23 protein-coding genes and 1 pseudogene are annotated in these 22,407 nt (G+C 73.1%); 17 read left to right on the top strand and 7 right to left on the bottom strand.

Going from position 1 to position 22,407, the window contains the following annotated elements; genetic code table 11:
- Positions 1-44 precede the first annotated feature (44 nt).
- From dapE to FIV43_RS10205, 6 genes are all read left to right on the top strand, one after another.
- Positions 45-1,166 (top strand): succinyl-diaminopimelate desuccinylase, encoded by a 1,122-nt coding sequence (gene dapE, locus FIV43_RS10225; RefSeq protein ID WP_231123907.1) that lies wholly within the window; start codon positions 45-47, stop codon positions 1,164-1,166.
- Complete coding sequence (locus tag FIV43_RS24055) at positions 1,163-1,447, top strand: hypothetical protein (protein WP_456237761.1); 285 nt, start codon at positions 1,163-1,165, stop codon at positions 1,445-1,447. The genes dapE and FIV43_RS24055 overlap by 4 nt, the downstream gene beginning before the upstream one ends.
- Complete coding sequence (locus FIV43_RS10220; RefSeq protein WP_456237760.1) at positions 1,411-1,890, top strand: LOG family protein; 480 nt, start codon at positions 1,411-1,413, stop codon at positions 1,888-1,890. Before FIV43_RS24055 ends, FIV43_RS10220 begins: the two co-directional genes overlap by 37 nt.
- A 9-nt stretch (positions 1,891-1,899) precedes the next feature.
- The gene (locus tag FIV43_RS10215) at positions 1,900-2,277 is read left to right on the top strand and encodes a DivIVA domain-containing protein (RefSeq protein WP_231123906.1); all 378 of its coding nucleotides are present in this window, start codon (positions 1,900-1,902) and stop codon (positions 2,275-2,277) included.
- 100 nt (positions 2,278-2,377) lie between these two features.
- Positions 2,378-2,545 (top strand): DUF3117 domain-containing protein, encoded by a 168-nt coding sequence (locus FIV43_RS10210; protein WP_141014044.1) that lies wholly within the window; start codon positions 2,378-2,380, stop codon positions 2,543-2,545.
- Positions 2,542-4,107, top strand: a complete 1,566-nt coding sequence (locus tag FIV43_RS10205) for a leucyl aminopeptidase family protein (RefSeq protein WP_141014043.1) — start codon at positions 2,542-2,544, stop codon at positions 4,105-4,107. Before FIV43_RS10210 ends, FIV43_RS10205 begins: the two co-directional genes overlap by 4 nt.
- A gap of 69 nt (positions 4,108-4,176) precedes the next feature.
- On the opposite strand, the gene FIV43_RS10200 is transcribed toward FIV43_RS10205, so the two are convergent.
- Entirely contained in the window at positions 4,177-4,830 is a 654-nt protein-coding gene (locus FIV43_RS10200; RefSeq protein WP_231123905.1) for an O-methyltransferase, read from the bottom strand.
- Positions 4,831-5,003: 173 nt separating this feature from the next.
- On the opposite strand from FIV43_RS10200, the gene sigE reads away from it, so the two are divergent.
- The 4 genes from sigE (at position 5,004) to FIV43_RS10180 (ending at position 7,780) form a co-directional block, all read left to right on the top strand.
- Positions 5,004-5,603, top strand: a complete 600-nt coding sequence (sigE, locus tag FIV43_RS10195) for an RNA polymerase sigma factor SigE (RefSeq protein WP_196781035.1) — start codon at positions 5,004-5,006, stop codon at positions 5,601-5,603.
- Positions 5,600-5,821, top strand: coding sequence for a hypothetical protein (locus FIV43_RS10190; RefSeq protein WP_141014041.1), 222 nt, complete (start codon positions 5,600-5,602; stop codon positions 5,819-5,821). The genes sigE and FIV43_RS10190 overlap by 4 nt, the downstream gene beginning before the upstream one ends.
- The gene (locus FIV43_RS10185) at positions 5,821-6,117 is read left to right on the top strand and encodes a hypothetical protein (RefSeq protein ID WP_141014040.1); all 297 of its coding nucleotides are present in this window, start codon (positions 5,821-5,823) and stop codon (positions 6,115-6,117) included. Before FIV43_RS10190 ends, FIV43_RS10185 begins: the two co-directional genes overlap by 1 nt.
- 64 nt (positions 6,118-6,181) lie before the next feature.
- A complete protein-coding gene (locus FIV43_RS10180) occupies positions 6,182-7,780 on the top strand; it encodes a S1C family serine protease (protein WP_181407751.1) in 1,599 nt (532 codons plus the stop codon).
- 22 nt (positions 7,781-7,802) lie between these two features.
- On the opposite strand, the gene FIV43_RS10175 is transcribed toward FIV43_RS10180, so the two are convergent.
- Positions 7,803-8,039 carry a helix-turn-helix domain-containing protein gene (locus FIV43_RS10175; RefSeq protein WP_141015865.1) on the bottom strand — a complete coding sequence of 79 codons (237 nt, stop codon included), beginning with the start codon at positions 8,037-8,039 and terminating at the stop codon, positions 7,803-7,805.
- 220 nt (positions 8,040-8,259) lie between these two features.
- Here FIV43_RS10175 and FIV43_RS10170 point away from each other — a divergent pair, with 220 nt between their 5' ends.
- Together FIV43_RS10170 and FIV43_RS10165 are read left to right on the top strand one after the other, a co-directional pair.
- The gene (locus tag FIV43_RS10170) at positions 8,260-8,805 is read left to right on the top strand and encodes a hypothetical protein (protein ID WP_141014038.1); all 546 of its coding nucleotides are present in this window, start codon (positions 8,260-8,262) and stop codon (positions 8,803-8,805) included.
- 40 nt (positions 8,806-8,845) lie between these two features.
- Positions 8,846-10,060, top strand: coding sequence for an AAA family ATPase (locus FIV43_RS10165; RefSeq protein ID WP_141014037.1), 1,215 nt, complete (start codon positions 8,846-8,848; stop codon positions 10,058-10,060).
- 12 nt (positions 10,061-10,072) lie between these two features.
- Here the strand turns inward: FIV43_RS10165 and FIV43_RS10160 are convergent, their stop codons facing one another.
- Positions 10,073-11,311 carry a hypothetical protein gene (locus FIV43_RS10160; protein WP_141014036.1) on the bottom strand — a complete coding sequence of 413 codons (1,239 nt, stop codon included), beginning with the start codon at positions 11,309-11,311 and terminating at the stop codon, positions 10,073-10,075.
- 76 nt (positions 11,312-11,387) lie between these two features.
- A complete protein-coding gene (locus tag FIV43_RS10155; RefSeq protein ID WP_141014035.1) occupies positions 11,388-11,744 on the bottom strand; it encodes a cupredoxin domain-containing protein in 357 nt (118 codons plus the stop codon).
- A 195-nt stretch (positions 11,745-11,939) separates the two neighbouring features.
- Between FIV43_RS10155 and FIV43_RS10150 the strand changes: the two genes are divergently transcribed.
- Positions 11,940-13,385, top strand: a complete 1,446-nt coding sequence (locus FIV43_RS10150) for a WS/DGAT/MGAT family O-acyltransferase (RefSeq protein ID WP_141014034.1) — start codon at positions 11,940-11,942, stop codon at positions 13,383-13,385.
- A gap of 2 nt (positions 13,386-13,387) precedes the next feature.
- Positions 13,388-13,606 carry a hypothetical protein gene (locus tag FIV43_RS10145; RefSeq protein WP_141014033.1) on the top strand — a complete coding sequence of 73 codons (219 nt, stop codon included), beginning with the start codon at positions 13,388-13,390 and terminating at the stop codon, positions 13,604-13,606.
- Here FIV43_RS10145 and FIV43_RS10140 read toward each other — a convergent pair.
- Complete coding sequence (locus tag FIV43_RS10140) at positions 13,591-14,076, bottom strand: DUF2505 domain-containing protein (protein WP_141014032.1); 486 nt, start codon at positions 14,074-14,076, stop codon at positions 13,591-13,593. The two genes, FIV43_RS10145 and FIV43_RS10140, sit on opposite strands and share 16 nt — an antisense overlap.
- 100 nt (positions 14,077-14,176) lie before the next feature.
- Between FIV43_RS10140 and FIV43_RS10135 the strand changes: the two are divergent.
- The 3 genes and pseudogenes from FIV43_RS10135 (at position 14,177) to FIV43_RS10130 (ending at position 20,834) form a co-directional block, all read left to right on the top strand.
- A pseudogene (locus FIV43_RS10135) lies at positions 14,177-19,080 on the top strand (NAD-glutamate dehydrogenase).
- A 160-nt stretch (positions 19,081-19,240) separates the two neighbouring features.
- Complete coding sequence (locus FIV43_RS20975; protein WP_181407750.1) at positions 19,241-19,417, top strand: hypothetical protein; 177 nt, start codon at positions 19,241-19,243, stop codon at positions 19,415-19,417.
- Positions 19,418-19,718: 301 nt separating this feature from the next.
- Positions 19,719-20,834 carry a hypothetical protein gene (locus FIV43_RS10130; protein ID WP_141014031.1) on the top strand — a complete coding sequence of 372 codons (1,116 nt, stop codon included), beginning with the start codon at positions 19,719-19,721 and terminating at the stop codon, positions 20,832-20,834.
- On the opposite strand, the gene FIV43_RS10125 is transcribed toward FIV43_RS10130, so the two are convergent.
- Together FIV43_RS10125 and FIV43_RS10120 are read right to left on the bottom strand one after the other, a co-directional pair.
- Complete coding sequence (locus FIV43_RS10125) at positions 20,812-21,651, bottom strand: PP2C family serine/threonine-protein phosphatase (protein WP_141014030.1); 840 nt, start codon at positions 21,649-21,651, stop codon at positions 20,812-20,814. The genes FIV43_RS10130 and FIV43_RS10125 overlap by 23 nt on opposite strands.
- Positions 21,648-22,349 (bottom strand): vWA domain-containing protein, encoded by a 702-nt coding sequence (locus FIV43_RS10120; protein WP_141014029.1) that lies wholly within the window; start codon positions 22,347-22,349, stop codon positions 21,648-21,650. The genes FIV43_RS10125 and FIV43_RS10120 overlap by 4 nt, the downstream gene beginning before the upstream one ends.
- Positions 22,350-22,407: the final 58 nt, after the last annotated feature.

Below are 22,407 nucleotides of genomic sequence, written 5' to 3'. Positions count from 1 at the left end.
GCCGGGCGGATCGCGGAGGGCACGGCACCTGATTGACTGGTGCCGTGCCCTCCGACGTTTCCGCACCGACCGTGATCGACCCCGCCGCCGACGTGGTGACCCTGACCCGGCAGCTCGTGGACATCGAGTCCGTGAGCTTCGACGAGAAGCCGATCGCGGACGCCGTCGAGGCGGCGCTGGCCGGGTGCGACCACCTGCGGCTGGAGCGCCACGGCAACACCATCGTGGCGCGCACCGAGCTGGGCCACCCGGAGCGGGTGATCCTGGCCGGGCACCTGGACACGGTCCCGGTCAACGACAACCTTCCCTCCCGCGACGACGGGGAGTACCTGCACGGCCTCGGCACCAGCGACATGAAGGGCGGTGACGCGGTCATCATCAAGCTGGCCACCGAGCTGACCCGGCCGAACCGCGACCTCACCTACGTCCTCTACGACGCCGAGGAGGTGGCCGCGGTGCACAACGGGCTCGGCAAGCTGGCCGCCGCGCGCCCCGACCTGCTGACCGCCGACTTCGCGATCCTGATGGAGTCCTCGCGGGCGGAGATCGAGGCCGGTTGCCAGGGTACGATCCGCGTCGAGATCCGCACCGCCGGCGAGCGTGCGCACACCGCGCGGGCATGGACCGGCAGCAACGCGATCCACGCGGCCGCCCCGATCCTGGCGACGCTGGAGGCCTACCGACCGCGCCGGCCGGTCATCGACGGGCTGGAGTACCGCGAGGGCCTGAACGCGGTCGCGATCTCCGGCGGGGTGGCCGGCAACGTGCTGCCCGACGCCTGCGTGGTGACCGTGAACTACCGGTTCGCCCCGGATCGCAGCGAGGAGCAGGCGCTGGAGCACCTGCGCGAGGTGTTCACCGGTCACGAGCTCACGGTGACCGACTCCTCGCCCGGCGCGCTGCCCGGGCTGGACCGTCCCGCCGCCAAGGAGTTCATCGCCGCGGTCGGGATGCCGGTCAGCCCGAAGTTCGGCTGGACCGACGTGGCCCGGTTCTCCGCCCTGGGGGTCCCGGCGGTCAACTACGGGCCCGGGGACGCCGAATACGCCCACAAGAAGGACGAGAAGGTGCTCAAGTCCCGCATCGTCGCCTGCGAGCAGGCACTGCGGGCCTGGCTCACCGACGGCTCCGGTCAGCCCGGCGCCGATGAGGAGGAGACCCGATGACCCGACGTACCGGACCAGGACCGCGGCCGAGCAAGGGGCGGCCCGAGGGGTCGACCACCGACCAGCGGCTGCTGGACTCCCGCGGCGACAGCGACTGGGTGCACACCGACCCGTGGCGGGTGCTGAAGATGCAGGCCGAGTTCGTCGAGGGGTTCAACGACCTCGCCGAGCTCGGGCCGGCGATCTCGGTCTTCGGCTCCGCCCGGATCCCCCGGAGCACGCCGGCTACCAGATCGGCGTCAAGGTGGGCGCAGCCCTGGTCGAGGCCGGCTTCACCGTGATCACCGGCGGCGGCCCGGGAGCGATGGAGGCCGCGAACAAGGGCGCCGCCGAGGCGGGCGGGGAGAGCATCGGGCTCGGCATCGAGCTGCCCTGGGAGGCCCGGCTCAACGAGTACGTCACCTTCGGCATGAACTTCCGCTACTTCTTCGTCCGCAAGATGATGTTCGTCAAGTACTCCCGCGGCTACGTCGTGCTGCCGGGCGGGCTCGGCACCCTGGACGAGCTCTTCGAGGCGATGACCCTGGCCCAGACCCTCAAGATCACCCAGTTCCCGATCGTGCTGATGGGGGTCGAGCACTGGCAGGGACTGCTGGACTGGATGCAGGGTTCGATGCTCGGCGACGGGCGCATCAAGCAGACCGACCTCGACATGCTCACCCTCACCGACGACGTCGACGAAGCGGTCGCGTTGATGGTCGAGGCACGCGAGCGGCACGGCTGAGGCAACGCCATGATGATGTGGGTCTTCGCGGTCCTGATCGTGCTCGCGATGGGCGGGATCGCCATGTTGGCCGCCGGTCACGGCGAGCCGATGCGCCCGACGTACGACGACCGCCCGGACACCCTGGTGCCCGCCGACCGGCCGCTGGCCGCCGCCGACCTGCACGCGGTCCGCTTCCCGCTGGCGTTCCGGGGCTACCGGATGGCGGAGGTGGACGCGCTGCTCGCCCGGCTGACCGCGGAGATGGAGGCGGCTGCCCCGGATCGGTCGTCGGCGGAGGGTCGTGCCGAGCCGGGAGCAGAGCCGGGAAGGGACGCCCGGGAGCCGGTCGCCGGCGCTCCGGATGCGGCCGCGGAGGGCGACGTCGGTGGCGCAGCCCACACCTGAGACCCATGGGTGGCTGCGCGGCCTCGGGTCGGTAGGGGATAATGGTCGTCGCTGACCTTCTGCAGCATGAGTGCCAGTTCTGATCGAAAAGGGGTGCCGCATGGCGGCGATGAAGCCGCGGACCGGTGACGGTCCGCTCGAGGTCACCAAGGAAGGCCGGGGGATCGTGATGCGGGTTCCGCTCGAAGGCGGCGGCCGCTTGGTGGTCGAGCTCAACGCCGAGGAGGCCGGAGCCCTCGGCGACGCCCTCCAGAACGTGCTCGGGTGACGCGAGCCGTTCTCCCGGCCCAGGTCGCCCCGCCGGAGTTCGCACTCAGTGCGCTCGTCCCGGGGGCGATCGTCGGAGTCGAGGTGATCGCGCTCCCGGTGCAGCCGGGAGCGGACACCGGTGACCTGGTGCTGGGTCCGGGCGCCGTCGAGCTGGAGGAGCAGGCCGGCCTGGACCTGCTCGCCGTGGCCGAGACGCACCGGATGACGGGTGCGGTCGGGGAGACCTCGCCGGTCGTCACGCCCGAGGGCACGGCCGACAACCCGGACCTGCGTCTGGTGCTGCTGGTCGGGGTCGGCGAGGGCCGACCCGTCGACGTACGACGGGCCGGAGCCGCGTTGGCGAAGGCCGTCAAGGGCCGCGCCGCCGTGGCCACGTCGGTGCCTGCGGTGGCCGACGACCCGGCGCACGCGATCGAGGCGTTCGTGGTCGGCATGACCCTCGGCTCGTTCGGCTTCCACTGGCGCTCGACCGGGCCGGCCGAGCTGCCCGTGGGCAAGGTGGTCCTGGCCCTCGGCGCGGACGTGCCCGAGGACGCCGGCACCCTCGCGCGGTCGGTCGCCCTGGGCGGGGCGGGTTGGCGCTCGCGGATGCTGGCCACCGTGCCGTCGAACCTGAAGAACCCCGCGTGGCTGGCCGACCAGGCCGAGGAGATCGCGACCGCCGCGGGTCTGGACTGCCGGATCTGGGACGAGACCGACCTGGCCCGCGACGGCTTCGGCGGCATCCTCGGTGTCGGTCAGGCGTCGGCGACCCCGCCGCGGCTGATCCGGCTCGACTACACCCCGGCGGGGGTCTCGGCGCGAGCCGCCAAGAAGCTCCCGACCGTCGTCCTGGTCGGCAAGGGCATCACCTTCGACTCCGGCGGGCTGAGCCTCAAGCCCGCCCAGAGCATGACCTCCATGAAGCGGGACATGACCGGGGGCGCTGTGGTGCTGGCGACGATGGCGGCGCTGGCCGACGTCGACTGCCCGGTGCGCGTCATCGGCCTCGTGCCCGCCGCCGAGAACGCGGTCTCCGGCAGCGCGCTGCGTCCCGGTGACGTGATCACCCACTGGGGTGGGCGGACCACCGAGGTCAACAACACCGACGCGGAGGGACGGCTGGTGCTCGCCGACGCGCTGGCCTATGCCGTCGCCGAGCTCGCCCCGACCGTGGTGGTGGACGTCGCCACGCTGACCGGCGGCGTGAAGGTCGCGCTCGGCCAGCAGGTCGGCGGCCTGTTCGCCACCGACGACACCCTGGCCGCCCGGCTGCGCGACGCCGGCGAGTACGCCGGTGAGCCGCTGTGGCGACTGCCGCTGCACGCCGGCTACGTGGAGAAGCTCGCCTCGAAGGTCGCCGACGCCGACAACGCCCCGGGTGGGCCGCCGGCGATCGTCGCCGCGCTCTTCCTGAAGGCCTTCACCGGCGAGGTGCCCTGGGCCCACCTGGACATCGCGTCGGTCGGCGACGTGGAGAAGGAGTGGCACGAGTGGACCCCGGGCCCCTCCGGGTTCGGGCCGCGGCTGCTGCTGACCTGGCTGGGGTCCGCGGACCCGGTCTCCGGCATCTCGGGTTGATCCCGGAGCCTCGTGGGCTCGGAGCCAGGTCGGGCCTGGCTCCGGGCTGAGGGGACCCGCGGGCCCGCATCAGCCCTCGGGGAACCAGACCTTCTTGGCCACCAGGAGGCCGTCGCCGACCGGCAGCAGCGCCGGCACCAGGCCCTCGGTCTCCGCGATCCGCACCACCAGCTCCCGGATCGCCGTCGTCTGCTCGTCGCGCTGCGCCGGGTCGGCCACGCGGTCGTGCCACAGCGCGTTGTCGAAGGCCACCACGCCGCCGGGCCGGAGCAGCCGCAGCGCCTCGTCCAGGTAGGCGCTGTACTCGATCTTGTCGCCGTCGGCGAAGACCAGGTCGTAGTGGCCGTCGGTGAGCCGAGGGAGGACGTCGAGCGCGGCGCCGGCGATGGTGCGCACCCGCTGCGGTGCGATCCCGTCGTCCTTGAACGACTCGCGCGCCAGACGCTGGTGCTCGGTCTCCACGTCCACGGTGGTGAGCACCCCGTCGGGCCGCATCCCGCGCAGCAGCCACAGACCGGAGACGCCGGTGCCGGTGCCGATCTCGACCACTGCCCGCGCCTCGAGCACGGCGGCGAGGAATCGCAGTGCGGCGCCGCCACCGCTGCCGATCGCGGCGACCCCGACCTCCTCGGCACGAGCTCGCGCGGCGGCGAGGACGGGGTCCTCGGCGACGTACTCCTCGGCATAGGTCCAGCTGGTGGGGTTGATCGGTGTCAGGGCCACGCGCCAACCCTAGGCCGTCGGGCGCTGCGACGGCATGCGCGACCGGTGTGTCGGCCGGGAACAACGGGTCCGTGCCGACCGTTGTGCTCTTTCACAGGGAAACCTCAGGAGACGCATCTAGCGTGAAGGAGTCGTCAGGGTTGGTACGGACCAAGCGGAAGAGGGATGCCGAGATGACGTCGCAGACGGAGCCGGGGCAGGAGTGGGTCGCCCCGGAGTGGCAGGAGATCGTCGAGGAGCACACCGACCGGGTGTATCGCCTCGCCCTGCGCCTGACCGGGAACCGTCACGACGCCGAGGACCTCACCCAGGAGGTCTTCGTCCGGGTGTTCCGCTCGCTGCACACCTACACGCCCGGAACCTTCGCGGGGTGGCTGCACCGGATCACCACCAACCTCTTCCTGGACCAGGCCCGTCGCAAGCAGCGGATCCGGTTCGACGCACTGACCGACGAGCGGGCCGCCAAGCTGGCCAGCGCCGCCGCGCCGCCCGAGGCGGCCTATGCGGACCGGATGTTCGACGACGACGTGGAGAGCGCTCTCGCCGCGCTGCCCCCCGACTTCCGCGCCGCCGTGGTGCTGTGCGACATCGAGGGCCTCAGCTATGAGGAGATCGCCGAGATCCTCGGTGCCAAGCTGGGCACCGTGCGCTCCCGGATCCACCGTGGCCGGGCGATGCTGCGCAGTGCCCTGGCCCACCGCGCGCCCGTGGACGGGCGCACCCGGTACGCCGGCCCGACCCGGCCCGGCCTGGTGCCCGGGGCGACCGCATGATCGGGCACCTCGGCACCAGGGTCAGCGCGCTGCTCGACGGACAGATGGCGCCGGCGGAGGCCGAGGAGGCGTGGGCGCACGTCTACGCCTGCCACCGGTGCCGTGACCTCGTGGAGCACGAAGGCTGGGTGAAGACCCGGCTCGCCGGCCTCGACGCCCGGTGCACGCCGGCGGACCTCAAGGGCTCGCTGATGAACCTCACCCCGGCGAGCGGCTGATGGCCGCTCCGGCGACCCCGCGTCGCTCCCTGCCGGGCGGGATGGCGGTCATCGGCGGAGGCGCTCTGGGCGCCGCGCTGCTCGGAGTGGTGGCACTCGGCGTGGCACCCGGCACCGGCACCGCCGAGCGTCGTCCGCCGGTCACCCAGATCAACCAGGCGACGCCGAGCCAGCCCCCCAGCCATACCCCGGGCCAGGGCGCGGGCAGCACCTCCCAGCGCACCCCCGCCGGCGGCTCCGCGGTCCGCAACGTCGCCAGCCGTCTTCCCGCACCGGTCGACCGGTTCTTCGGGTGAGAGCCACGCCCGCCCGTTGAGGGTGGGCGGCTCGCGTGTGGTCCCATCGGCCATGATGTGACGCGTGAACGACGATCAGAGCGACGTCCCGGGTCCTGACGCCGACGACGCCGCGGGCACCGGCCGTCCCGGCGAGGACGGACTCGAGGAGACCGCGCCGATCCAGGCGGTGCGCCCCGGACGGCCCGACGCCGAGCAGCCGGAGACGCCGGCGACTGCGGCTGAGGCCACACCTGAGGCCACACCCGAGGCGATGCCCGAGGCGATGCCCGGCGCCGTCCCCGGAGAGCCCGCTCCGACGTCGGACCCGGTCGGGTCGGGCCAGTGGGCGCCGCCGAGCGCCGACGACCGGCCCCTGACGCCGCCGGGCGCCGTACCGCCGCCCCCGCCGCCGTCCGCGCTCCCCGCGACCAGCACGGAGTCCGTGGCCCCCTCGACCGGCGCCGAGGGCCCGGCCGCCGCGACCACCGAGGGCACCGCCGCCGGGCCGCCGCCCAGCGCTCCGCCGATCACCACGCCGTTGCCGGTCGACCAGCTGACCGTGCACCGCCACCGTGCCAACAGCGGCGGCCCCCGGGTGCTGCGCGGGCTCGGCGTCGCCGCGCTGGTCCTGCTGCTCGGGCTCGGCGGCGGCGTGGCCGGAGCCGCGATCTACGACGAGTGGATCGAGGGCGGCGACGGACGGTACGCCGGTGGTCTGGACGACGTCGACCTCGAGCCGCTCCCGCCGCTCGAGGACGGAGGCTCGGTGGCCGCCGTCGCCGACGCCGTGCTGCCCAGCACGGTGCAGATCATCGCCGAGTTCGGCGGCGAGGCGAACGGCGCCACCGGCTCCGGCTTCGTCCTCGACAGGCAGGGACACGTGGTCACCAACAACCACGTGGTCGCCGACGCCGCGCAGGACGACGGGGCGATCGAGGTCGTCGACGCTGACGGCACGCGGCACGACGCCACCGTGGTCGGCCGCAGCCCGGTCTACGACCTCGCGGTGCTGCAGATCGAGGAGGACGCCGCCCTCAAGGCCGCCACGCTCGGCAGCTCGGAGGCACTGCGGGTCGGCGACCCGGTGGTGGCGATCGGCTCACCGCTGGGGCTCAGCGCCACGGTGACCTCCGGCATCGTCAGCGCCAAGAACCGCCCGGTCACCACCGGGGACTCCGCGGACGACTCGTCCTACATCAACGCCGTGCAGACCGACGCGGCCATCAACCCGGGCAACTCCGGTGGCCCGCTCGTCGACCTGCGTGGCCAGGTGGTCGGGGTCAACTCGGCGATCGCGACCAACGGCGGCGCCTCCGGCGATGCCGGCAACATCGGCGTCGGCTTCGCGATCCCGGTGGAGCAGGTCCGGATCACCGCCGACCAGATCCTGCGCACCGGTGAGGCCGAGTATCCGGTGATCGGCGCCCAGGTGCAGACCGGGGGAGTCACGGAGGGCGACGGTGCCGTCCTGGACGAGATCGTCGAGGGCAGCCCGGCCGAGGACGCCGGGCTGGAGAAGGGCGACCGGATCACGCAGGTCGACGGTCAGATGGTCACCGACGGGATCGCGCTGATCGTGGCCATCCGCACCCACCAGCCCGGGGAGACGATCGAGTTCACCGTGGTCCGGGGCGAGGAGGAGCAGAACGTCGAGGTCACCCTCGACGGCGAGGTGGGCTGACCCGGCCGCTGGGGCGGTCGGCTCACTCGGTGCTGTCGGACTCCACGAACGGGTGGTCCACCACGAACTGGCGGGCCTCGGAGTACATCTGCTCGATGTACTCCTCGAGCTTGCTGCTCTCCACCCGCCACTGACCCCGGCCACCGATCTTGATCGCCGGGAGGTCGCCCCGCCGCACCAGCGCGTACACCTGGGCGCTGGACGTGTTCAGCACCTCGGCCACGTCGGCCAGGGTCAGAAAGCGCGGGGAGGGGGCCATGCTGGTCATCGTCCCACCTCCATCGGCCCCGGCGAAGGTCGCCCCGCCCACCCTGTGGAGGACCAGGTGACGCCCGGACGAGTTGCCGCCAAGATGGGTGACCGTGTCCAGGAATCTCGGGAATTCTCCTGGTCCGGTCCCTCCGCTCGCCAGCCGCACGCGGCGCGCGGGCTGGAGGGATCCGCGACTGTGGATCGGTGTCCTCCTCCTCTGCGCGTCGGTGCTCGCCGGCGCCCGTCTGCTCGCCGCTGCTGACGAGACCGTCCCGGTGTGGGTGGTCTCCGTGGACCTCGGTGGCGGCACGGAGATCGGACCCGACGACGTGGCGGTCCGGCGCGTCCGGTTCGCCGACGGCGAGGACGAGTCGCTCTACTACAGCGCGGCGACCGACCTGCCGGGCGGGCTGGTGCTCAACCGCTCCGTCGGCGGTGGCGAGCTGCTGGCGCGCTCGGCGGTGGTACCGGCGACCGAGCGCTCGCTGCTCCAGGTCCCGCTGGAGGTGGAGCCCAACCGGGTCCCGCCCTCGGTGACGGTCGGCTCGGAGGTCGACGTCTACGTCGACGACCGCGGGGTACGTCGCAGCGACGGCGAGGGCCGGGCCCTGGAGCGGGTCGGCGTCGTCGAGGCGCCCGCCTACCAGGAGGCCTTCGCGGTCTCGGGCTTCCGGCAGATCGTGGTCGCGGTCCCGGAGGACCGGGTCGAGGGCTTCGAGGCGTTGCTGGCCGCGATGGACGATCCGGTGATCCGGATCGTGCAGCGCGGATGAGCCGGCCCTCGCCCGCTCCCGAGCGCCGGGGGAGTCTGCGGTGATCATCGCGCTGCTGGTCTCGACCGGTGCCGCCTGGGAGTCCTCGGCGTTCGGTGTCCTCAATGCCCATCCGGGGGTGGTGGTGCTCAAGCGCTGCGTCGACGTCGACGACCTGCTGGCCGCTGCCAGCACCGGTCAGGCGGACGTCGCGGTGGTGGGCGTCGAGGTGGGTGGTCTCGACACCACTGTCGTGGACCGCCTCGCCGAGCACGGGGTGCGGGTGGTGGCGGTGGCCGAGGACCCGATGACGGCGCGACCGGCCGCCCAGCGCATCGGCATCCGCCAGGTCGTCGGGCAGGACCCGTTGGACGACCTGGTCGCCGCCGTGCGCACCGCGCCCGGTGAGCCCGCTGCCGCCACGGTGCCGCGGGTGAGGACCACCCCGCCGCCCGAGGCGGCACCGGCCGGCCTGGCGCCGGGCCGTGTGGTCGCCGTCTGGGGTCCTGGCGGAGCACCCGGCCGGACGACGGTCGCGACCGCCCTGGCGGCCGAGCTCGCCCGCCGTGAGCTGACCACCGTGCTCGTCGACGCCGACCCCTACGGCGGCAGCGTCGCGCAGCAGCTCGGTGTGCTCGACGAGGTCTCGGGACTGCTCGCCGCGGCCCGGCTGGCGGCGTCCGGCACCCTCGCCGAGCGGGTCGCCACCGTCCAGCGGCGGCTCTCCGACCGGCTCTGGCTGGTCACCGGGCTGCCACGTGCCGACCGCTGGGTGGAGGTCCGTCCGGGCACGCTCGAGCAGCTGGTCGAGCGGGCCCGGCGGCAGACGCAGGTGGTGCTCGACACCGGCTTCTGCCTGGAGCAGGACCCGGCCGGCGAGATGGGCTCGCGACCCGAGCGCAACGGGCTCACCCTGGAGGCGCTCGCCCTCGCGGACGAGATCGTCGTCGTCGGCAGCGCCGACCCGGTGGGGCTGACCCGTCTGGCCCGGGGGCTGCACGACCTGGCCGAGGCGGTCCCCGGCGCGGAGCCGCAGGTGGTGGTCAACCGGATGCGACCGAGCCTCGGGTGGCGGGAGCGCGACGTGGCCGCGATGCTGGCCGGCTTCGGCGCCCGTCGGCTGACCTTCCTGCCCGAGGACCAGGCGGCGGTGGACCGTGCCCTGGTGGCCGGCCGCAGTCTGGTCGAGTCCGGGGACTCCGCCCTGGTCCGGGCCGTCGCGGGCCTGCTCGACTCGATCGCCGCGGCCGCGGGGCGGGTGCCGGCGGGCCGGTGACCCGGGCCCGGGTCAGGCGTTGAACAGGAGGAAGAGGCCGCCCGCGGTGAAGACCACCATCACCGCCAGCAGCGGCAGCTGCCCGGTGATCTGGTGACGCCGCGGCAGCACCTCCAGCGCGCGGTCGTGCGCCGCGACCGCGGCCACCACGTGTCCGACCACCACCGCGAGCACCTTCACCGTGGCCAGCACCGTCGGGTGGTAGGAGAACCAGTACGACGGCTCCAGCCCGGCCGTGCCCAGGATGTCCCAGCCCTCGCCGAAGGGGTCGCTCGCCCGGGCCAGCGTCTGCGTGCCGATGTCGACCAGCAGGGTCAGGTAGTGGGCGAAGATGTAGCCGGCGATGATCGGCACCATCGAGTGCGCGAACAGGTCCGGCAGGTCCCGGCGCCGGACCCGCCCCTCCAGCGGGGTGCCGATGCCGACCGCCGCGCAGGCGAGGGAGAAGAGTCCGGCGGCGGTCAGGCAGAAGACCAGCAGCGCGACGTTGTCGAGCACGGTCCCGGAGATGTCGGACCGGTAGGTGGTGGTGATCCACCAGGCCGACTCCTTGAACGAGTCGAACGCGGTGCTGCCGAACAGCACCCCGACCACCGCCACCAGACCCGGCCGCACGGTCACCGTGGCCAGGTTCGCCAGCGGGCTCCGGACGACCAGGCGGCCCTCGTGGCGCGCCCACACCGAGAGCTTGCCGACCAGTGTCGAGTACACCTCGAACGGATCCGCACGCTCGTAGAAGCGGTTGCCGAAGACCGCGCCGCCGATCAGCATCACGGCGACGTACAGCGCGCACCACAACCGCACCGAGCCCAGCTCGGTGGAGAACCGGTAGACCAGCTCGAGCCAGACGAAGGAGTAGAGGCCGATGGCGGCGGGCCAGTAGCCGAGCCAGGACGGATACTCGCGCACCCCGACCTCGGGGTCGCTGCCGGCCAGCCGCGCCAACCCGGCGTTGATGGTGCGCACCGGGCTGATCGCCCGCCACACCGGTCCGAACAGCAGCGACGCCGCGATCAGGCCGACCCACCACCACACGTAGACGATCCCGAAGAACGGGTTGGTGAGCGCGTTCTCGCCGAACACCGCGGTGGCCGCGGTGAACACGAAGAGCACCATGCCCAGCACCCGCAGGGCGACCCGGTACCACCGGGCGTCCACCAGGCGCTGGACCAGCGGGACCGCGCGACCGCCCGGGGTGGAGTACCGCGGGGTCCGCCAGGCCACCACCAGCACGGTGAAGGAGAGGACCAAGGCGGCGACCGCGCCCGAGATCGCCAGTTCCAGGGGATCGGCAGGTCGGCCTGACCGCCGATCCCGTGTGCCTCGATCACTGGGCGATCAGCGTCACGATGACCTGGTCGAGGTCGTGCGACTCGATGTCGACCCGGCCGGGGCGGGGGATCTCGATCTCGAAGGTCTCGGTGCCCGCGTCGAAGGCCAGCTCCTGCTCGGGGTCGGAGTGGACGTGCAGCTCGCCGGCCTCGTCCGCGGTGACCTCGAGGTCCACCGGCTCGCCGACCTGCACCTCGACCCGGTCACCCACCGGGGTGACCCCGCCGTCGGCGAAGGTGATCTCGACGACCACCGGCTCGTCGGAGCCGGCTGCCTCCTCGTCGCCACCGCAGCCGGCCATCGTGCCGATCAGCAGCAGCGCTCCGGCGGCACCTACCAGGCGACGTCCCATGCTCACCCGTCCTCTTTCCGTTCGTTCGGCGTCGGCCCTCGGGCGTCGTCGTGCCAGGGTCGTCCCCGGGGACTGCCGGGGCCACCCGGGACGCGGACCCCCGAGGTCCCGACCGGCGGTCTCTGCCAGAATCTCACGCACCCGGTGACGAGCCGGGTCGGGGCCGGACGCGAGCCAGCAAGGAGGCACCACGACGTGGTCGACCGAGTGACACTGCGGGACCTCTCCTACCTCGCGGAGGAGAGCGCCGAGGCGCCCGCCCACAACGCCACGATCGAGATCTTCGAGCCGGGTGAGGGCGCGCAGGCGCTGGACTACCAGCGGCTGATGGAGCTCATCCAGGACCGGCTCGCCTTCGTGCCCCGCTACCGGCAGCGACTGCAGAGCGTGCCGGGGCACCTGGCCAACCCGCTCTGGGTCGACGACGAGGCGTTCGACCTCGGCTTCCACGTGCGTCGCTCCGCGCTGCCGCGTCCCGGGACGTCGGCCCAGCTGCTCGAGCTCGTCGCCCGGATCGTGTCCCGGCCGCTGGACCGGTCCCGCCCGCTCTGGGAGACCTACTTCGTGGAGGGGCTCGAGGGCGGCCGGGTCGCGGTGCTCTCCAAGACCCACCAGGCGCTGGTCGACGGCGTGCACACCGTCGACCTCGGCCAGCTGCTGCTCGACACCGCGCCCTCGGCGAGCGAGCCCGACCCCGACACCTGGAGCCCGCGCCGCGCGCCCACACCCGCCCGCCTCCTGGCCGGCGCGGTCCAGGACACCCTGACCGAGCCGACGACGCTGGTCGACACGCTCCGCACCGGATCGCGCCACCTGGCGCGCGAGGTCGACGAGCGCAGCCGCCGGGTCCGTGACTTCGCCGGTGCGGTGACCGGGCGCCGGCCGAAGCGACGCGGCATGATCAACGGCCCCCTCTCCCAGCAGCGCCGGGTGGTCACCGTGGACACCCGGCTCGGCGACTACCGCCGGATCCGCGATGCCCACGGCGGCACCGTCAACGACGTCATCCTGGCCACGGTCGCCGGTGGGATGCGCTCGTGGATGATGACCCGGGCGGAGTCGATGGGCGGGGTCCGCCAGCTCCGGGCACTGGTGCCGGTCTCGGTGATCGACGAAGAGCTGGAGGCCACCTCGCTGGGCAGCCAGATCACCGGCCACTTCGTCGACCTGCCGATCGGCGAGCCCAGTCCGGTGGTGCGGCTGCACCAGGTCTCGTACTCGTTCCAGGCCCACAAGGAGACCGGGCGCAGCGTCGCCGCGAACCGGCTCGCCGGCGTCGCCGGGTTCGCACCGACCACCTTCCACGCGATCGGTGCCCGGGTCGCCGCCGAGGAGCTGCGCCGCGGCTACCAGGTCTCGGTCACCAACGTGCCCGGTCCGCAGTCGCCGCTCTACGCCGCCGGTGCCCGGATGGTGGCGAGCTATCCGGTGCCGCCGCTGGTCGCCGGCCATCCGCTGGTGATCGGCGTGACGTCGTACGACGGCGGGGTGTTCTACGGGATCACCGCCGACCGCGACCGGCTGCCGGACGTGGACCTGTTCGCCAGCTGCCTGCGCGAGTCGCTCGACGAGCTGCTCGACGTCTCCTCGCCGACCCGGCCGCGCGCCCCGCGCGGTCGCCGCGGCTCCCGGAGGTCCTGACGGTGGCGGTCCCCGAGGTCGCGGTGGGGCACCTGGGCGCGTTGCACCCGGTCGAGCAGGCGGTCACGGCAGCGCTCGCGTTCGGACCGTTCCTCCTGCTGGGTGCGGTGATCCTGGTGCGCCGCCGGGCGGAGTCCCGCGCCACCCCCGCGGCGCCGAGGCCGGGCGAACGTCGGAGCGGTGCGGATCCGCGGGGCGGTGCGGATCAGCGGGCCAGGTAGGCCTTCCCGGTCCGCTCCTCGGCGCGCATCGCGCTCCCCATCAGCTGTGCGAGGAGATCCTCGATCTTCCCGCCCACCAGCGGGATCCTGACCGTCACGTCGAGGGTCACCGTCTCGGTGGTGACCCCGCCGGACTCCTCGAGCACCACGGTCCCGGCCATCGCGCCCGGCTTGCCGGGGATCTCGATGTGCAGCTCGCCGCGGTCGAGGGCGGGCCAGGTCTCGGTCAGCACGATGGTGGTGCTCGAGCCGACCACCTTCTTCGCGAACGACGGCACCTTGTCGGTCGGCTGCGTCATCTCCACGCGCAGGCGCATCGGGTCGCCGTGGCTGCCCTCGACACGCACGTCGTACGACGTGGCGCGCTGGTTGCGGCACACTTCCTCCCGGAACGACGGGTCGGCGAGCATCGCCGCCACCGCGTCGACGGGGGCGTCGTAGGTCATCGTGTGCACCAGTCGCTTGGTCATGTGCTGATCCTCTCTCGACCCGCGCCGGTCCGGGCGCGGCGGGTGCACCGTGTCGCGGTTGTTCGGCCACCGACACCGGCCTAGTGTCACGGGTGTGTCAATGACGACGCGTGACTCCGTCCAGAGCTCCGAGCGGGAGCAGATGTTCGAGCGGGCCGCGGAGGCCGCGCGGCACCGCAAGGGCGCCGGCGGGCCTCCCCGAGACGAGCTCGCCGAACTGCTGCCGGCCTACTACCACCACGTCGCGCTGGACGACCTGGCCGGCCGCGCCGACCTGGACATCTACGGTGCCTTCGCCTCCCACCACCACCTCGCCGCCGAGCGTGCCCCGGGTCGGCCCCGGATCCGGGTGTTCACCCCGACCGTCGGTGAGCACGGCTGGTCTGCCGGCGGCCACTCGGTCGTGGAGGTGGTCGTCGACGACATGCCGTTCCTGGTGGACTCGCTGACGATGGAGCTCTCCGCGCAGCTGCGGGACATGCACCTGGTGGTCCATCCGACCTTCGACGTGGAGCGCGACGACGCCGGACGCCTGCAGCGCGTGGTGGCGGCGTCGGCCTCGGCGCCGGCCGAGGGCGTCGTGCGGGAGTCGTGGATGCACGTGGAGATCGCCCGGCTGGCCGGCGGGGACGACGACCTGGCGTTCCTGGTGGAGCGGATCGAGCGCGTCCTCGGCGACGTCCGGGTGGCCGTCGAGGACTGGCCGGCGATGCACGAGCAGGTCCGCGCCGTGGTGGCCGACCTCAACGAGACGCCGCCGCCGCTGCCGGAGGCGGAGATCGCGGAGGGCGCCCGCCTGCTGCGGTGGCTGGCCGACGAGCACTTCACGTTCCTGGGCTACCGCGAGTACCGCCTGGACCGAGCGCTGGTCGACGGCGTCGAGGACGACGTGCTGCGACCCGTGGAGGGCAGCGGTCTCGGCATCCTCCGGGAGGGCCGCCGCGAGGGGGCGACCCCGGAGGAGTCGGGGGCGTTCAGTCGCCTCCCGGACGCGGTCAAGGCGCGCGCCCGCGAGCGGACCCTGCTGGTGCTGGCCAAGGCGAACTCGCGGGCCACGGTGCACCGTCGCGCGTTCCTGGACTACGTCGGCGTCAAGACCTTCGGTGCGGACGGGGCGGTGACCGGGGAGCGGCGCTTCCTCGGCCTGCTCTCCAGCGCGGCGTACACCGAGTCCGTGCTGCGCGTCCCGCTGCTGCGGGAGAAGGTCGCCGAGGTCCTCCGCCGCAGCGGGCTGGACCCCCGGGGCCACGACGGCAGTGCCCTGCTGGACACGCTGGAGACCTATCCGCGCGACGACCTGTTCCACACCCCGGTCGACGAGCTCACCCCGATCGCCGAGGCCGCGATGCAGGCCCGCGAGCGGCGCGCGGTCCGGATGTTCCTGCGGCGCGACACCTACGGGCGCTACCTCTCGGTGCTGCTGTACCTGCCGCGGGACCGTTACAACACCGGGGTCCGCCACCGGTTCTCCAAGATCCTCACCGAGCAGCTCGGTGCGGACTCGGTCGAGTTCAACGTGAGCATCAACGAGTCGACCACCGCCCGGGTGCACTTCGTGGTCCGGCTGCCCGCGGGCCGGCTGATCCCGCACGACATCGACACCGCGGACCTGGAGCGTCGCCTGGTCGAGGCCTCCCGCTCCTGGCAGGAGGACTTCGCCCAGGCCGTGACCGCCGAGTACGGCGAGGAGGTGGGCGCCGTCCTGGCCCGCCGATACTCCGAGGCGTTCCCGGAGGCCTACAAGGAGGACTTCACCGCGCGCACCGCGGCCGTCGACCTCGGACGTCTGGAGGGCATCAGCGGCTCCGACGGTATCGACCAGTCGCTCTACGTCGACCTGGACGCGGCCGAGGGCGAGGTGCGGCTCAAGGTGTTCCGGATCGGCTCCCCGATCTCGCTGTCGGTGATCCTGCCGATGATCTCCTCGCTGGGCGTCGAGGTGGTCGACGAACGGCCCTACGAGCTGGACGGCGTGGAGCGCCGCTCGGCGATCTACGACTTCGGGCTGCGCTACGGCGGTGAGCCGGAGGAGAAGCGTGAGCTCTTCGCCGACGCGCTGGCCGCGATGTGGGACGGCCGCTGCGAGATCGACGGGTTCAACGAGCTGGTGCTCAGCGCCGGCCTGACCTGGCGTCAGGTCACCGTGCTGCGCGCCTACGCGAAGTACATGCGGCAGGGCAACAGCCCGTTCGCGGTCGACTCGATCGAGGGCGCGCTCGTCGACAACGTCGACCTGGCGCGGTTGCTGGTGGAGCTCTTCGAGGAGCGCTTCGACCCGGACAGCGAAGACGCGGCGCGGGTGCGGCGTACCGAGGAGCTGGACGCGGCGATCCGGTCGGCACTGGACGAGGTGGTCAGCCTCGACCACGACCGGATCCTGCGCGGCTACCTGACCCACGTCCAGGCCACCTTGCGGACCAACTACTTCCAGACCGTGGACGGCGAGCGGGACGGCGAGCTGAAGCCCTACCTCGCGCTCAAGCTCGAGCCGTCCGCGATCCCCGACCTGCCCGAGCCGCGGCCCCGGTTCGAGATCTTCGTCTACTCGGCGCGGGTGGAGGGGGTGCACCTGCGCTTCGGTGCGGTGGCCCGCGGTGGCCTGCGCTGGTCGGACCGGCGCGACGACTTCCGGACCGAGATCCTCGGCCTGGTGAAGGCGCAGATGGTGAAGAACACCGTGATCGTGCCGGTCGGCGCGAAGGGCGGGTTCTACGCCAAGCAGCTGCCTGCCCTGGACCCGACACAGCCCGGCGACCGCGAGGCCTGGATGGCCGAAGGGGTGGCCTGCTACAAGACCTTCATCTCCGGTCTGCTGGACGTCACCGACAACCTGGTGGCCGGCGAGACCGTGCCGCCTCCCCGGGTGGTGCGCCACGACGCCGACGACACCTACCTGGTGGTCGCGGCCGACAAGGGCACCGCGACCTTCTCCGACATCGCCAACGGCGTGGCCGGCGACTACGGGTTCTGGCTCGGCGACGCCTTCGCCAGCGGCGGTTCCGTGGGCTACGACCACAAGGCGATGGGGATCACCGCCCGTGGCGCCTGGGTCTCGGTGCGCCGGCACTTCCGCGAGATGGGCGTGGACTGCCAGAACGAGGACTTCACCTGTGTCGGCATCGGCGACATGTCCGGCGACGTGTTCGGCAACGGGATGCTCTGCTCCGAGCACACCCGACTGGTCGCGGCGTTCGACCACCGCGACATCTTCATCGACCCGGACCCCGACGCCGCGGCCTCGTTCGCCGAGCGGCAGCGACTCTTCGAGATGCCCCGGTCCAGCTGGAAGGACTACGACACCTCGCTGATCTCCGCCGGTGGCGGAGTCTTCCCGCGCAGCGCGAAGTCGGTCCCGTTGAACAAGCAGATCCGGGCGGCGCTCGGCATCGCCGGTCAGGTGGAGCGGATGACTCCCGCCGAGCTGATGCGCGCGATCCTGCTGGCTCCGGTCGACCTGCTCTGGAACGGCGGCATCGGCACCTACGTGAAGTCCGCGGCGGAGACCGACGCGGAAGCGGGGGACAAGGCGAACGACGCGATCCGGGTGGACGGTGGCGAGCTGCGGGTGCGGTGCGTCGGCGAGGGTGGGAACCTCGGTCTCACCCAGCGCGGACGGATCGAGTACGCCGCCACCGGCGGGCGGATCAACACCGACTTCATCGACAACTCGGCCGGTGTGGACACCTCCGACCACGAGGTGAACCTGAAGGTGCTGCTGGACCGGGTGGTCGCCGACGGGGACCTGACCGGCAAGCAGCGCAACGCGTTGCTGGCGTCGATGACCGACGAGGTCGCCACCCTCGTGCTGGCCGACAACTACGAGCAGAACCTGGCCCTGGCGAACGCCGCGAAGAACGCTCCGTCGTTGCTGCACGTGCACGAGCAGTGGATGCGGGACCTGACCGCGAAGGGCCTGCTGGACCGCCGGCTGGAGGCGCTCCCGCCGAGCAAGGAGGTCGCGCGGCGGATCGAGGCCGAGGGCGCGCTGAGTCAGCCCGAGCTGGCCGTGCTGATGGCCTACACCAAGATCGCGCTGGCCGACGAGCTGCTCGCCACCGACCTGCCCGAGGACCCCTACCTGGTGCAGGACCTGGTCGGCTACTTCCCGGAGCCCATCCGGGACGGCTTCACCGGCAAGATCGACCAGCACCCGCTGCGCCGCGAGATCATCGTGACCCAGGTGGTCAACGACCTGGTCAACGGCGCCGGGATGACCTACTGGCCGCGGCTGCAGGGGAGACCGGGGCCGACGCGGCCGAGCTCACCCGTGCCAACTTCGTGGCCCGGGAGATCTTCGGCTCGCTCGCCCTCCGCAAGGAGCTGGCCACCTTCGACAACGTCCTCGACGCCGGCGTGCAGACCCGGATGCGGGTCGAGATGCGCACGCTCGTGGAGCGTGCCTCCCGCTGGTTGGTCACCAACCGGCGGCCACCGCTGGACAGCCAGGCGACCGTCGACCTCTTCTCCGGACCGGTGCAGCGCACCCTGCTGGAGCTCCCCGACCTGCTCATCGGCCGCGAGCTGCAGGCGCACGCCGCGCGGCGCAGCTCGTGGGAGGAGCAGGGGGTGCCGGAGGACCTGGCGGCGCGGGTGGCCTCCTTCGACGTGGGCTACGCGCTGCTCAACGTGGTGGAGATCGCCACCCGCGACGGGCTCGAGCCGTTCGAGGTGGCCCGGGTGCACTTCGCGCTGGGGGAGCGGCTGGCGCTCGCGGTCCTCCAGCAGCGGATCGTCGCGCTGCCGCGCCTGGACCAGTGGCAGACGATGGCGCGCGCCGCGCTGCGCGACGACCTGCACGCGGTGCACGCCCAGCTGACCGGCCAGGTGCTCGCCGCGACCGACCCCGACCGCAGCGCCACCGAGCGGGTCGAGCAGTGGATCGAGGAGGCGGGTGGCATCGTCGACCAGGCGGAGTCGACCCTGCGCGCGGTCTGCGCCGAGGACCGGGTCGACCTGGCCCGCACCTCCGTCGGGCTGCGGGTGGTGCGCTCGCTGCTGGCGTGAGCCCGCGGATCAGCCGGCCGACCGTGGATCGGGCCGGGACCTCCGGCGAGCGGGGCGTTGCGTCGGGCGCTCCCGGGAATCCTCGATAGAGTTCGCTCGGCGTCGCGCCGACGCCGGGAGAGACGCCACAGGACGACGCGGAGTGGGGTAGGTCGTGGAGTTGCACGCAGCAGTCCGGGAGCTGGTCGAGGGCCACGGCGAGGACCTGCTCACGGACGCCTCCGGGTTCCGGGGTCTGCTCGACGACGTGCTCGACGAGGACACCGCGAGCGCGGGGACATCAACCTGCTGGTCGACGCGGTCCGCTTCGAGGCCCTCACCCCGCTGCGCAACATGATCGAGGGCGGTGCGGACCCGGGGCGTGCGGTGGACGAGTCCGGCGCCCGCCTGGCGCGCGATCGCGGCGGTGAGGACTACCGCTCGGCCAGCTGGGCGGTGGCCGTGCTCGGCTACGCGGTCGGCGCGGTCCCCGAGACCGAGGTGCTCCGCTTCCGCCCCGGCAGCGGTACGACGACCGCCGGTGATCACCCCACCAACCCGGCCCGTCGTCCGGACCGGGGCCCGGCCCCGCCCGTGCAGCAGCCCCCTGCGGCATCGCCCCCGTTCAGCCCGCCCGTCGCGAGCCCGCCGCCCAGCCGGTGGCCCGGCTCCCAGCCGGCGCCGGCCTACCTGCCACCGCCGACGCCGTCCGCGTCAGGTCAACGCCCGCCGTCCGGGCCGGCCTCCGGGCCGGCATCGTGGCCGGCGGCGACCGCCCCGCCCGCCGGTGCCTCCGGTTATCCGGCGCCGACCGCGTCCGTCCCCCGCGCAAGCGTGGCCCGGGCCTGTGGATCGCGCTGGCGGCCGTCCTGGTGCTGCTCGTGGGCGGCGGGGTGATCGCGGCCGTCGCGGTGACCGGCGGCGACGACGGTGACGGTGGCGACGAGGGCGGAGCCGAGGTCGACCTCAGCGCGGACGCGCTCGACCAGCGTTACGGCGCGCTGTCGACCATGATCGCCTACGACATCGAGGAGTGCACCAGCGACGACGCGGGCGAGGGGCGCAGCGAGGTCGTCGAGTGCACGGTGCCGGCGGGCACGCTGCGGCTGACCACCTACGACTCCGGCCAGGCGCTGCGTGCGGCGCGGCGGGAGCGGGTCGACCTGCGGGCGGGGACCCTGAGCGGCTCGGCCGGGGCGGCGAGCTACTACCACTTCGACCCGGCCAACTCGGGAGACCAGGACCCCGCCGTCATCTACTGGGACAGCGCCGCCGGCCCCCAGTCCGCCGAGCTCACCGGGGCCCAGGGCGCCACCCTGGACACGCTGACCTCCCACTTCGACGGCACCGATCCCCGGGTCGCCCCGCCGACCTCCCCCAACAACAACCAGCTGCGCGAGTTCGCGGACAAGTTCATGGACATCTCCGACTGCAGCCGGCAGTCGTCGTTCACCGCGGGGGAGACCGAGGAGAACCTGTGCCAGCCGAAGGCCGGGATCACCGCGATCGTCGGCCGGTTCCAGCGACGCCGCGACATGCTCGGTGTGCGGCGTACCCAGCTGCGCGCCTGGCGGGAGGCGAGCGACCGGACCGACGAGGACTACTGGTTCGCCACCGACCGCGAGGAGAAGGAGGGCTCCTTCTACTCCTACGTCGACGCGGACGGCACCCCGACGATCTACTGGGACTGGAACGAGCCGGGCTGCAACTGCTACGCGGTCGGCTACGCCTTCGACGGCACGCTGGAGGAGCTCAGGACCTGGTGGCAGGGCTGACGCCGCTGCACATCAGGGCCAGGGTGGTGTCGTCGCCGCCGACCTCGGCGGGCTCCGCCAGCCAGGTGGGCAGCTGATCGCGGACCCATCCCGTCCCGCGCTCGCGGACGAATCCGACCAGCTGGTCACCGGTCCGCCGCCACCAGTCGGGATCGACCCGGGGTCCGCCGAAGCCGTCGGTGCAGCAGAAGACCAGGTCGATCGGGGTGCGTCGCCGGTCCAGCACCGCGACCCGCAGTGCCGTGAGCGGGTCGGGCTGGCACAGCGAGGGGGTGCGCACGCCGTGCGGCTCGCCACGGTCGAGCGGGCGGGTGGCCCGACCGTCCGGGCCGACGGCGACCGCGTCGCCGTCGCCGACCTGCCACAGCCCCAGGAGGTGTCCGGACGCCACCGCCACCAACAGGGTGGTGCCGTAGGGCAGGAGCCGGCGCTCCGGTGGGGCAGGGCCCGGGTCCGGGTGCGGGTGCGCGGCGCGGTGCCGGTCGACCTCGACGACCCAGGCCGCGACGGTCCGTGCCGCGATCGTCCGCACGGCGTCCTCGGCGTCCCCCGGGGTGGGGCTGTCGGCCAGGAGGGCAAGGTGTCGCCGCGCGACGAGGCCGGCACAGTGCACGGCGAGCTGTGCGCCGGTGTCGCTGCGGAAGTGTGCCTGGTCGCCGTGGCCGTCGGCGACCGCGATCACCGCGGCCGCCCCGTCCGGGTCCGCCCAGGTGGACCAGGCGTCCTGCAGCGGCTGACCGCTGCGCACGTGGGCGGACCCGCGGGCGCTGTGGGCGGCGACCGACCACCGGACCGGGACGGTCCGGTCCGGGCTCATCCCTCCGGACTCCAGATCGGCTCGCCGGCGGGCGCCTCGGGCGGCCGGCCGAGACCGGCGCCGGGACCGACCGCCGGGCGCGAGGCGACCTTGCTGGCCGCCTTGGAGGCCCACACGATGTAGTCCACCAGCTGCGCCGGGTTGTCCGCGCGCAGCAGCGGGACGTCCGGATCGCCGATGAAGCCGCGCAGCGCCTGCATGTCGGCGTCCTGGCCGACGCCGAGCGCGAGCCGGACCGCGCCGGCGCCCCACCGGTTGTCCAACAGCGTCTGCAGACCGTCGGCGAACGAGACACCGGTCGCCTGGGTGGGGCGACCGTCGGAGACCAGGATGATGGCGGGCGGGTAGGCGCCGGCGCCCTCGTCGAGCTGCTCCAACGCCCGCGTGAGGGTGGTCAGGGCGCTCCCGAGCTCGGTGAAGCCCCGCGGCACGGCGTCGAGACGCTCCCAGCGGACCCGCTCCACCGGGGTGGGCTCCTCGATCACCCAGTGCGGCTCGGTGGCGAACGCGAGCACCCGCACCAACAGCTCGGCGTGCGGGTTCGCCCGTGCCTCGTCCCGCAGTTGGGGGAGCACCTCGGTGATCGCGTTGTTGAGCGCCTGGATCCGGCCGCCCCGGTTCATCGACCCCGACACGTCGAGCACGAAGATGAAGTGGAGGGGCCGGCGCGCCACCGCGCCGCCGAGCCGATCACTCATGGTTCTCCTCCCGGACGAGGTCAGCGGTGTCGCCACGCTACCGCCGCGACGGGCGTGC

Origin of the sequence: Nocardioides sambongensis, from assembly GCF_006494815.1 — a bacterium.
GTDB lineage: Bacteria > Actinomycetota > Actinomycetes > Propionibacteriales > Nocardioidaceae > Nocardioides > Nocardioides sambongensis.
The sequence above is the reverse complement of the archived record's forward strand: the minus strand, read 5'-3'. Positions and strand labels throughout refer to the sequence as shown.

Bases quoted from the DNA above. Each gene is read 5' to 3' on its own strand.
- sigE (WP_196781035.1), top strand. From the start codon at position 5,004: ATGACGTCGCAGACGGAGCCGGGGCAGGAGTGGGTCGCCCCGGAGTGG.
- FIV43_RS10210 (WP_141014044.1), top strand. From the start codon at position 2,378: ATGGCGGCGATGAAGCCGCGGACCGGTGACGGTCCGCTCGAGGTCACC.
- FIV43_RS10175 (WP_141015865.1), bottom strand. From the start codon at position 8,039: ATGGCCCCCTCCCCGCGCTTTCTGACCCTGGCCGACGTGGCCGAGGTG.
- FIV43_RS24055 (WP_456237761.1), top strand. From the start codon at position 1,163: ATGACCCGACGTACCGGACCAGGACCGCGGCCGAGCAAGGGGCGGCCC.
- FIV43_RS10125 (WP_141014030.1), bottom strand. From the start codon at position 21,651: ATGAGCCCGGACCGGACCGTCCCGGTCCGGTGGTCGGTCGCCGCCCAC.
- FIV43_RS10215 (WP_231123906.1), top strand. From the start codon at position 1,900: ATGATGATGTGGGTCTTCGCGGTCCTGATCGTGCTCGCGATGGGCGGG.
- FIV43_RS10185 (WP_141014040.1), top strand. From the start codon at position 5,821: ATGGCCGCTCCGGCGACCCCGCGTCGCTCCCTGCCGGGCGGGATGGCG.
- FIV43_RS10140 (WP_141014032.1), bottom strand. From the start codon at position 14,076: ATGACCAAGCGACTGGTGCACACGATGACCTACGACGCCCCCGTCGAC.
- FIV43_RS10155 (WP_141014035.1), bottom strand. From the start codon at position 11,744: ATGGGACGTCGCCTGGTAGGTGCCGCCGGAGCGCTGCTGCTGATCGGC.
- FIV43_RS10120 (WP_141014029.1), bottom strand. From the start codon at position 22,349: ATGAGTGATCGGCTCGGCGGCGCGGTGGCGCGCCGGCCCCTCCACTTC.
- FIV43_RS10190 (WP_141014041.1), top strand. From the start codon at position 5,600: ATGATCGGGCACCTCGGCACCAGGGTCAGCGCGCTGCTCGACGGACAG.